Annotated in this window: 9 protein-coding genes and 1 rRNA gene; 8 read left to right on the top strand and 2 right to left on the bottom strand. The window is 74.1% G+C overall.

What is annotated here, in order from left to right; all coding sequences use genetic code 11:
* The 3 genes from rrf to ACFYNX_RS23960 form a co-directional block, all read left to right on the top strand.
* Window positions 1–103 (top strand): 5S ribosomal RNA (rrf, locus tag ACFYNX_RS23970); the annotation flags it as partial.
* A 193-nt stretch (window positions 104–296) separates the two neighbouring features.
* Entirely contained in the window at window positions 297–1526 is a 1230-nt protein-coding gene (locus ACFYNX_RS23965; RefSeq protein ID WP_388663960.1) for a hypothetical protein, read from the top strand.
* The gene (locus ACFYNX_RS23960; RefSeq protein ID WP_365540160.1) at window positions 1466–2251 is read left to right on the top strand and encodes a hypothetical protein; all 786 of its coding nucleotides are present in this window, start codon (window positions 1466–1468) and stop codon (window positions 2249–2251) included. Before ACFYNX_RS23965 ends, ACFYNX_RS23960 begins: the two co-directional genes overlap by 61 nt.
* Window positions 2252–2321: 70 nt before the next feature.
* Here the strand turns inward: ACFYNX_RS23960 and ACFYNX_RS23955 are convergent, their stop codons facing one another.
* Entirely contained in the window at window positions 2322–3626 is a 1305-nt protein-coding gene (locus ACFYNX_RS23955) for a DUF1015 family protein (RefSeq protein ID WP_388663917.1), read from the bottom strand.
* An 80-nt stretch (window positions 3627–3706) separates the two neighbouring features.
* Between ACFYNX_RS23955 and ACFYNX_RS23950 the strand changes: the two genes are divergently transcribed.
* Entirely contained in the window at window positions 3707–4780 is a 1074-nt protein-coding gene (locus tag ACFYNX_RS23950) for an HAD hydrolase-like protein (protein WP_388663915.1), read from the top strand.
* Between the two features lie 158 nt (window positions 4781–4938).
* On the top strand, window positions 4939–5784 hold the full coding sequence (locus ACFYNX_RS23945) for an ABC transporter ATP-binding protein (RefSeq protein WP_388663913.1): 846 nt from the start codon (window positions 4939–4941) through the stop codon (window positions 5782–5784).
* 133 nt (window positions 5785–5917) lie between these two features.
* Here ACFYNX_RS23945 and ACFYNX_RS23940 read toward each other — a convergent pair whose 3' ends face one another.
* Window positions 5918–6265, bottom strand: coding sequence for an SCP2 sterol-binding domain-containing protein (locus ACFYNX_RS23940; protein WP_365540142.1), 348 nt, complete (start codon window positions 6263–6265; stop codon window positions 5918–5920).
* A gap of 42 nt (window positions 6266–6307) precedes the next feature.
* Between ACFYNX_RS23940 and ACFYNX_RS23935 the strand changes: the two genes are divergently transcribed.
* Genes ACFYNX_RS23935 through ACFYNX_RS23925 form a run of 3 tightly spaced genes read left to right on the top strand, consistent with a single transcriptional unit; the run spans window position 6308 to window position 8386 of the window.
* Window positions 6308–6643 carry a hypothetical protein gene (locus tag ACFYNX_RS23935; protein WP_388663911.1) on the top strand — a complete coding sequence of 112 codons (336 nt, stop codon included), beginning with the start codon at window positions 6308–6310 and terminating at the stop codon, window positions 6641–6643.
* A gap of 7 nt (window positions 6644–6650) precedes the next feature.
* Complete coding sequence (locus tag ACFYNX_RS23930) at window positions 6651–7466, top strand: TlyA family RNA methyltransferase (RefSeq protein WP_365540140.1); 816 nt, start codon at window positions 6651–6653, stop codon at window positions 7464–7466.
* Window positions 7463–8386 (top strand): NAD kinase, encoded by a 924-nt coding sequence (locus ACFYNX_RS23925; RefSeq protein ID WP_388663908.1) that lies wholly within the window; start codon window positions 7463–7465, stop codon window positions 8384–8386. The genes ACFYNX_RS23930 and ACFYNX_RS23925 overlap by 4 nt, the downstream gene beginning before the upstream one ends.
* The last annotated feature ends 31 nt before the right edge of the window (window positions 8387–8417 follow it).

Below are 8417 nucleotides of genomic sequence, written 5' to 3'. Positions count from 1 at the left end.
CGTTAGGGAAACGCCCGGTTACATTCCGAACCCGGAAGCTAAGCCTTTCAGCGCCGATGGTACTGCAGGGGGGACCCTGTGGGAGAGTAGGACACCGCCGAACAATTCTTCAGGACCCCTGGTCCCAGCGTTCATGCTGGGACCAGGGGTCCTTTTGTTTTTCCTTGATTTTTCTCCACTGCGCGGCGGAGTGCCGGCTGCGCGAGAATGACTGCAGTACCCGAAGACAGGAGTCACGACCATGCCCACCAACTCTCCCGACGACCGTCCGGAGCGCGAGCCGCGTCGCAGGGACGGTGGTGGTGGCGACCGGGGCGGCTTCCGTGGGCCGCGCCGGGACGACCGGGGTGGCGACAACCGGGGCGGCGACAACCGGGGTGGCGACAACCGGGGTGGCGACAACCGGGGTGGCGACAACCGCGGCGGCGGTTTCCGCCGCGACGACCGTCGTGACGATCGCGGCGGTGACAACCGTGGCGACAACCGTGGTGGGTTCCGTCGTGACGACCGTGGCGGCGACCGGCCTTCCTTCCGTCGTGACGACAACCGGGGAGGCGGTGGCTTCCGCCGGGACGAGCGCCGTGATGAGCGTCCCTCGTTCCGTCGCGACGACCGGCCCTCGTACCAGCGTGACGACCGCCGTGACGACAACCGCGGTGGTGGCTTCCGCCGCGACGACCGTGGCGGCGACAACCGCGGTGGGGGCGGCTTCCGCCGTGACGACAACCGGGGTGGTGACAACCGTGGTGGTGGTTTCCGTCGCGATGACCGCCGGGACGACCGGCGTGACGACCGTCCGTCGTTCCGTCGCGATGACCGGCCTTCGTACCAGCGTGACGACCGTCGTGACGACAACCGCGGTGGCGGCTTCCGCCGCGACGACCGCGGCGGCGACCGGCCTTCCTTCCGGCGGGATGACCGCCGTGACGACCGCCGTGACGACCGTCCTTCGTTCCGTCGGGACGACCGGCGTGACGACAACCGCGGTGGTGACAACCGTGGCGGTGGCTTCCGTCGCGATGACCGGCGTGACGACCGTCCGTCGTTCCGTCGCGATGACCGGCCCTCGTACCAGCGTGACGACCGCCGTGACGACAACCGCGGTGGTGGCTTCCGCCGTGACGACCGCGGCGGCGACAACCGCGGTGGCGGCTTCCGGCGTGACGAGCGGCGTGACGACCGTCCGTCGTTCCGTCGGGACGACCGGCCCTCGTACCAGCGTGACGACCGCCGTGACGACAACCGCGGTGGTGGCTTCCGCCGTGACGACCGCGGCGGCGACCGGCCTTCCTTCCGGCGCGATGACAATCGTGGTGGCGGCGGGTTCCGTCGGGACGACAGCCGGGGCGGCGGCTTCCGGCGTGACGACCGGGGCGGCGACAGCCGTGGTGGGTACGGGCGCCGTGACGACCGGGGCGGTCGGGACCGTGACCGGGACCGTGGTGACCGCGCGCCCGTCAAGCGGCTGCCGATCCCGCCGGAGGTCACCGGTGAGGAGATCGACCCGGACGTGCGCCAGGAGCTGATGAGCCTGCCCAAGGGGCTCGCCGAGGACGTCTCGCGCAACCTCGTCATGGTCGCCCAGCTCATCGACGAGGACCCGGAGAAGGCCTACGGGTACTCCAGGGTCGCCCTGCGGCTCGCCTCCCGCGTCGCCGCCGTCCGCGAGGCCGCCGGCTTCGCCGCGTACGCCACGCAGAAGTACTCCGAGGCGCTGGCCGAGTTCCGGGCCGCGCGGCGGATGAGCGGCGGTGTCGAGCTGTGGCCCGTCATGGCCGACTGCGAGCGCGGCCTCGGCCGGCCCGAGCGGGCGCTCGCGATGGCCGGTGAGCCCGAGGTGCAGAAGCTGGACAAGGCCGGGCAGGTCGAGATGCGGCTCGTGGCCGCCGGCGCCCGCCGGGACATGGGGCAGATCGACGCGGCCATCGTGACGCTCCAGAGCCCCGAGCTCGCCTCCGGCGCCGTGCACCCGTGGACCGCGCGCCTGCGGTACGCGTACGCCGACGCGCTCCTCGCCGCCGGCCGCGAGCAGGAGGCCCGCGAGTGGTTCGGCAAGGCCCTGGAGGCCGACAAGGACGGTGCCACGGACGCCTCCGACCGGCTCGCCGAGCTGGACGGCGTCGAGTTCGTCGACGCGTTCGACGACTCGGAGGAGGACTCCGTGGAGGAGACCGGCGTCGTCGTCGATGACGTCGAGCTCGACGGCGACGACCGTGACGACCGCGAGGACCGTGACGGCGACAAGGGCTGATCCGGGGAGAGACCGGTGAGGGAGAAGGGCGGCACCCGCGGGTGCCGCCCTTCTTCGTTTCCGGTGTCCCTCAGTCCAGCGCGAGGCTCCTCAGGACCAGGCCGGTCGCCGGCTTCGGGCCGAAGGAGGTCGACTTGCGGGGCATCGTGACGCCCTGGCGGGCCAGGTCCCGGACGACCTCCTCCCGTACCGGGTGCATGAGGACCGCCGTACCGCCGCGGCGTTCCGCCTGGGCCACGGCCGCCTCGGTGTCGTGGATGTAGGCGATGTCCTCGGGGGCGTCCGGGACGCGCAAGACGTGCTCCAGGAGGGCGGAGTGCAGGACGGTCGCGTCCAGCGTGCGCCAGGCCTCGGGGCGGTCCGTACGGATCGCGCGGTCCAGGAGGGCCGGGTCCGGGCGGTCCAGGAGGTGGAAGGCGCCGTCGCCCGCCAGCAGGAAGGCGTTGCCGTCGGCCGCGGCGGCCGCGGCGGCCGCGAGGGCCTCCAGGGCCGCCGGCAGGGGGCCGTCGAGGCGGCGCACCCGGAAGGAGCCCTCGACGGCCGCGAGGGCGTCGGCGACCGGGAGGCGGTTGAGGAGGCGGTGGATGGCGCGGACCCGCAGGGGGTAGCGGGCGGTGTCGACCAGGAGGACCAGGCCGCGGTTCCAGGGGCCCGGGGCGACGTGCTCCTCGCGCAGGCGCAGATACGTCGCCCAGCGGTGGTGGCCGTCGGCGATGAGGGCCTGGTGGCGGCCGAGGTCCGCGGCGACGGCCGCCTGCTCGGCCGGGTCGGTCACCGCCCACAGACGGTGGCAGAAGCCGTCCTCGGTGGTGGTGGAGAGCAGCGGTTCGCGCTCCGCGGCCCGCTCGATCACCGCGTCCGCGCCGCCGCCCTCCTCCCCGACGTAGGTGAGGAGCAGGGGTTCGAGGTTGGCCGCGGTCGTCCGCATCAGGTCGGCGCGGTCCTCGACCACGTGCGGCATCACGTCCTCGTGCGGGAGGACGACGCCCGCCTCGGGGGCGGAGAGCTCCAGGGCCCCGATGATCCCGCGCTGGAGGATCCCGTCGCCGCGCTGCTCGTACACGTAGAGCGCGGGCACCGGGTCGGGCGCGAGGACGCCGTCCGCGAGCCAGCGGTCGAGGGTGACGGCGGCCTTGCGGTGGCGGGTGCCGGCGGTGAGCGCCTGGGGGAGGATCAGCCGGACGATGTTGTGCGGGTCCGCCGACTCCAGGTGGAGCAGCCCGTCAGGTCGTACGACGACGTCGTAGGGAGGGGACGTCACGGCGGCGAGGCTGCCGACCCGCTCGGGGACGTACCGCAGCCCGCGGAACGGGGCCAGGCGCAGCCCCGTGCTGTCGTCGCGGACGTCGGCGGCCGCGTGACCTGAGGTGTTCATCTCGACATCGTATGTGCGCCGGGGCATGAGCGATGATCGGGGTAGTGGGGGGATCACAACCGGTGAGGCGAGGAGCGAGCGTGACGGTGCACGGTGACCAGGGACGGCGGAGCGGCGGCAGGACGCGGCCGGGGAGCAGCGCGGAAGCGCTGAGCGGGGCGTACGACACGGCCCTCCTCGATCTGGACGGGGTCGTGTACGCGGGCGGCCTGGCCGTTCCGCACGCCGTCGAGTCGCTCGGGAGGGCCCGGGACGGCGGGATGCGCCTCGCGTACGTCACCAACAACGCGCTGCGGACGCCGGAGGCGGTCGCGGAGCACCTCACGGAGCTCGGGGTGCCGGCGGAGGCCGGGGACGTGGTCACCTCGGCGCAGGCCGTCGCCCGGCTGATCGCGGACGAGGTTCCGGCCGGCTCCCGGGTGCTGCTCATCGGCGGCGAGGGGCTCGCGGTGGCGCTGCGCGAGCGGGGTCTGGTGCCGGTGGAGTCGGCGGACGACGACCCGGCGGCGGTCGTGCAGGGGTACGGAGGGCCGGAGCTGCCGTGGAAGCGGTTCGCGGAGGCGGCGTACGCGGTCGGGCGGGGCGTGCCGTGGTACGCCTCCAACACGGACCTGACGATCCCCGGGGCGCGCGGGATCGGGCCCGGGAACGGGGCGGCCGTGGAGGTCGTGCGGATCGCCACCGGCGGCCGCTTCGAGCCGAAGGCGGCCGGGAAGCCGCTGCCGCCGATGCACCGGGAGACGGTGCTGCGGACCGGGGCGGAGCGGCCCCTGGTCGTCGGGGACCGGCTCGACACGGACATCGAGGGCGCGTTCAACGGCGGCGTCGACTCGCTGCTCGTCCTGACCGGGGTGACGGACGTGGCGCAGTTGCTCGCGGCCGCGCCCGAGCACCGGCCCACGTACGTGGCGGCCGATCTGCGGGGGCTGCTCACGGGCCAGCCGGAGGTGACCGCCGACGGGGACGGCGGGTTCGTGTGCGGGGCGTGGCGGGCCTCGGTGGACGGGGGCGCGCTGACGGTCGAGGGGGCGGCGGCCGGGGAGACCGACCCCATGGACGGCGTACGGGCCCTGTGCGGGGCCGCGTGGTCGGCGGCGGAGTCCGGCGCGGGGGCCCCGGACGGGGAGAAGGCGATCGCGCGGCTGGGGCTGTAGCCGGGGGCGGGCCCCGGGACGGGGGGACCGGAGGAGGCGGGCCGGGACGGGCGGCCGCGGGGCGGCTCAGGAAGTTGGGTAGGCTAACCTAACTCCGCTTGGGTCGTGGTCGTCAGCGTCCGCCACGGTCACGGACGAGGACGACGGGAGTCGCGGGCATGGCGGGTACGGACGGTCGGCAGGAGCGGCGCCTGCGCGCGGAAGCGGTCACCCTGGCGTACGAGCAGCGGGTCATCGCCCGTGACCTGTCCGTCGAGATCCCCGACAACTCCTTCACCGTCATCGTCGGGCCGAACGCCTGCGGCAAGTCCACCCTGCTGCGCGCCCTCTCCCGGATGCTGAAGCCCACCGAGGGGCGCGTCCTGCTCGACGGGCAGTCGATCCACTCCCTGCCCGCCAAGAAGGTCGCCAAGACCCTCGGTCTGCTGCCCCAGACCTCCCTGGCCCCCGACGGCATCACCGTCTCCGACCTCGTCGCCCGCGGTCGCTACCCCCACCAGGGGCTGCTGCGCCAGTGGTCCCCGGAGGACGAGCGGATCACCCGGGAGTCGATGGCGGCGACCGGCGTCGCCGAGCTGGCCGAGCGGTACGTGGACGAGCTCTCCGGCGGTCAGCGCCAGCGCGTCTGGATCGCCATGGCGCTCGCCCAGCAGACCCCGCTGCTCCTGCTCGACGAGCCGACGACGTACCTCGACATCCAGCACCAGATCGACGTCCTCGACCTGTGCGCCGAGCTGCACGAGACGCAGGGGCGCACGCTCGTCGCCGTCCTGCACGACCTCAACCACGCGGCCCGGTACGCGACCCACCTCATCGCCGTCCGCGCCGGCGAGGTGGTCGCCGAGGGGCCGCCGTCCGAGGTCGTGACCGCCGAACTGGTCGAGCGGGTCTTCGGGCTGCGCTGCCAGGTCATCGAGGACCCGGAGACGGGGACCCCGCTGGTCGTGCCCGCCGGACGGAAGGCGCGCGCCGCCGCGACCGCGGAGCCCGCGCTGCGGAAGTGACGCGGGGCGGGGGAGCGGGCTGCGGATGGCGAGTGCCGCTACGGATAGCGGGATTCGCTACAGATAGTGAGCGCCGCTACGGATAGCGAGCGTGGCTACGGATAGTCAGAGCCGCTACAGAGAGCGGGTGGCGCTACAGGAGCGAGCGGAGCCGCAGGAGGTCGCGGAAGCCGGCCTCCAGCCTGACCCGGCCCGAGGCCCAGGCCTTCGCGAAGTGCAGCCGCCCGTCCACCATCGCCACCAGGTCGTCTCCGGTCATCGCGAGCCGGATCTGCGCCTTGGCCGGCGGCGGGCCCTCCACCGTGGAGTCCACCCGGATCCGGCCGTCCGCGAGGCGGCCCGTGAAGGTGGTGTCCAGGTCGGTGATGTGGCAGCTCAGGCTGCGGTCGAGCGCGGCGGCACCGCGCACGTCGCCGTCCGCCCGCGCGAGGCTGTCGGAAAGTCTGTCCAGTGCGCCGCGGCACTCCGTGATCGTCGCCATCGCCGTCGACGGTACCCCAGGGCTTCGCGGTAGCGTCGGGGCATGAGCGACGCGATGCCGGAGCCGGTGGTGGAAGCGGCGACGGAGCCGGTGGTGGACGACCGGACCGACGAAGGGTTCGAGGAGGCCGGTGGAGCGCTCGGCGGGGCGTCCGGGGAGGAGCCCGGGGAGCCCGCCGCGCCCGCGCCCCTCGGGGTCGCCCGGGAGCGCACCGGCCACCCCGCCGTCGACGCCCGCCTCGCGCGTCTCGCCGAGGTCGACGCCCTCCCGGCGGACGGGCACCCGGAGGTGTACGAGGATGTACACAGTGGCCTGCGCGACGAGCTGACCTCGCTCGACGCGCACCCCGCCCCCCGTCCGTACGACAACAGGAGCTGAACAGAACGTGGCAGGAGTGGCACGCCGCCGTCTCGACGCCGAGCTGGTCCGGCGCAAGCTCGCGCGCTCGCGGGAGCACGCCAGCCAGTTGATCGCCGCGGGCCGGGTGACCGTCGGCAAGACCGTCGCCACCAAGCCCGCCACCCAGGTCGAGACCGCCGCGGCCATCGTCGTCGTCCAGGACGACTCCGACCCCGACTACGTCTCGCGCGGCGGCCACAAGCTCGCCGGGGCCTTCGAGGCCTTCGTCCCCCGGGGGCTGGTGGTCGGGGGACGGCGGGCCCTCGACGCCGGGGCCTCCACCGGCGGCTTCACCGACGTCCTGCTGCGCGCGGGCGCCGCCCACGTCGTCGCCGTCGACGTCGGCTACGGGCAGCTCGCCTGGTCGTTGCAGAGCGACGAGCGGGTCACCGTGAAGGACCGCACGAACGTACGCGAGTTGACGCTGGACGCGATCGACGGCGTCCCCGTCGACCTCGTCGTCGGGGACCTGTCCTTCATCCCGCTCGGCCTCGTCCTGCCCGCCCTCGCGTCCTGCACGGCGCCGGACGCCGACCTCGTCCTGATGGTCAAGCCGCAGTTCGAGGTCGGCAAGGAGCGGCTCGGCACGGGCGGAGTCGTCCGTTCCGCCGAACTGCGGGCCGACGCCGTGAAGAACGTGGCCCGGCGGGCCGGCGAGCTCGGGCTCGGTGTCCTCGGCGTCACCGCCAGCCCGCTGCCCGGCCCCTCGGGCAATGTCGAGTACTTTCTGTGGCTGCGGGCAGGGGCGCCCGCGCTGGATCCGGCGGACGTCGACCGCGCCGTGGCGGAGGGACCTCGTTGAGCTCAACGGCAGCACCACCAGAGACCGCACCACGCACCGTCTTCCTGCTCGCGCACACCGGCCGGCCGGCCGCCGTGCGCAGCGCCGAACTGGTCGTCGAGGGGCTGCTGCGCGCCGGGCTCGGCGTCCGCGTCCTGGAGGCCGAGGCGGCGGACCTGCCGCTGCCGTCCTCCGTGGAGAAGGTCCCCGAGGCCTGCTCCGAGGCCATCGACGACTGTGAACTCCTCGTCGTCCTGGGCGGCGACGGCACCCTGCTGCGCGGCGCCGAGTTCTCCCGCGCCTCCGGGGTGCCGATGCTCGGCGTCAACCTGGGGCGGGTCGGCTTCCTCGCGGAGGCCGAGCGCGACGACCTCGACCAGGTCGTCGACCGGGTCGTCACCCGGGCGTACGAGGTCGAGGAGCGGATGACCCTCGACGTCACCGTGTACCAGAACGGCGACGTCCTGCACCGCGACTGGGCGCTCAACGAGGCGGCCGTGCAGAAGGTGTCCCCGGAGCGGATGCTGGAGGTCGTGCTCGCGATCGACGGGCGCCCGGTGACCGGCTTCGGCTGCGACGGGGTGATCTGCGCGACACCGACGGGCTCCACGGCGTACGCCTTCTCGGCGGGCGGGCCGGTCGTCTGGCCCGAGGTCGAGGCGCTGCTCATGGTCCCGATCGGGGCCCACGCCCTCTTCGCCAAGCCGCTGGTGACCACCCCCGAGTCGATCCTCGCGGTCGAGGTCGAGCCGCACACCCCGGACGGGGTGCTGTGGTGCGACGGACGGCGGACGGTGGAGCTCCCGGCGGGCGCGCGGGTCGAGGTCCGGCGGGGCGCCGTCCCGGTCCGGCTCGCCCGGCTGCACCACGCCTCCTTCACGGACCGGCTCGTCGCCAAGTTCGCCCTCCCCGTGTCGGGCTGGCGGGGCGCCCCGCGCTGACCGGCCCCGCCCCGCCGGGTGTCCGAACGAT

Origin of the sequence: Streptomyces sp. NPDC007872, from assembly GCF_042868165.1 — a bacterium.
Classification (GTDB): Bacteria; Actinomycetota; Actinomycetes; order Streptomycetales; family Streptomycetaceae; genus Streptomyces.
Note: the sequence above shows the minus strand (reverse complement) of the source record. Positions and strands in the feature narration are given on the sequence as shown.

Excerpts from the sequence above, each read along its gene's own strand:
- ACFYNX_RS23940 (WP_365540142.1), bottom strand. The coding sequence starts at position 6,265 with ATGGCGACGATCACGGAGTGCCGCGGCGCACTGGACAGACTTTCCGAC.
- ACFYNX_RS23955 (WP_388663917.1), bottom strand. The coding sequence starts at position 3,626 with ATGAACACCTCAGGTCACGCGGCCGCCGACGTCCGCGACGACAGCACG.
- ACFYNX_RS23935 (WP_388663911.1), top strand. The coding sequence starts at position 6,308 with ATGAGCGACGCGATGCCGGAGCCGGTGGTGGAAGCGGCGACGGAGCCG.
- ACFYNX_RS23945 (WP_388663913.1), top strand. The coding sequence starts at position 4,939 with ATGGCGGGTACGGACGGTCGGCAGGAGCGGCGCCTGCGCGCGGAAGCG.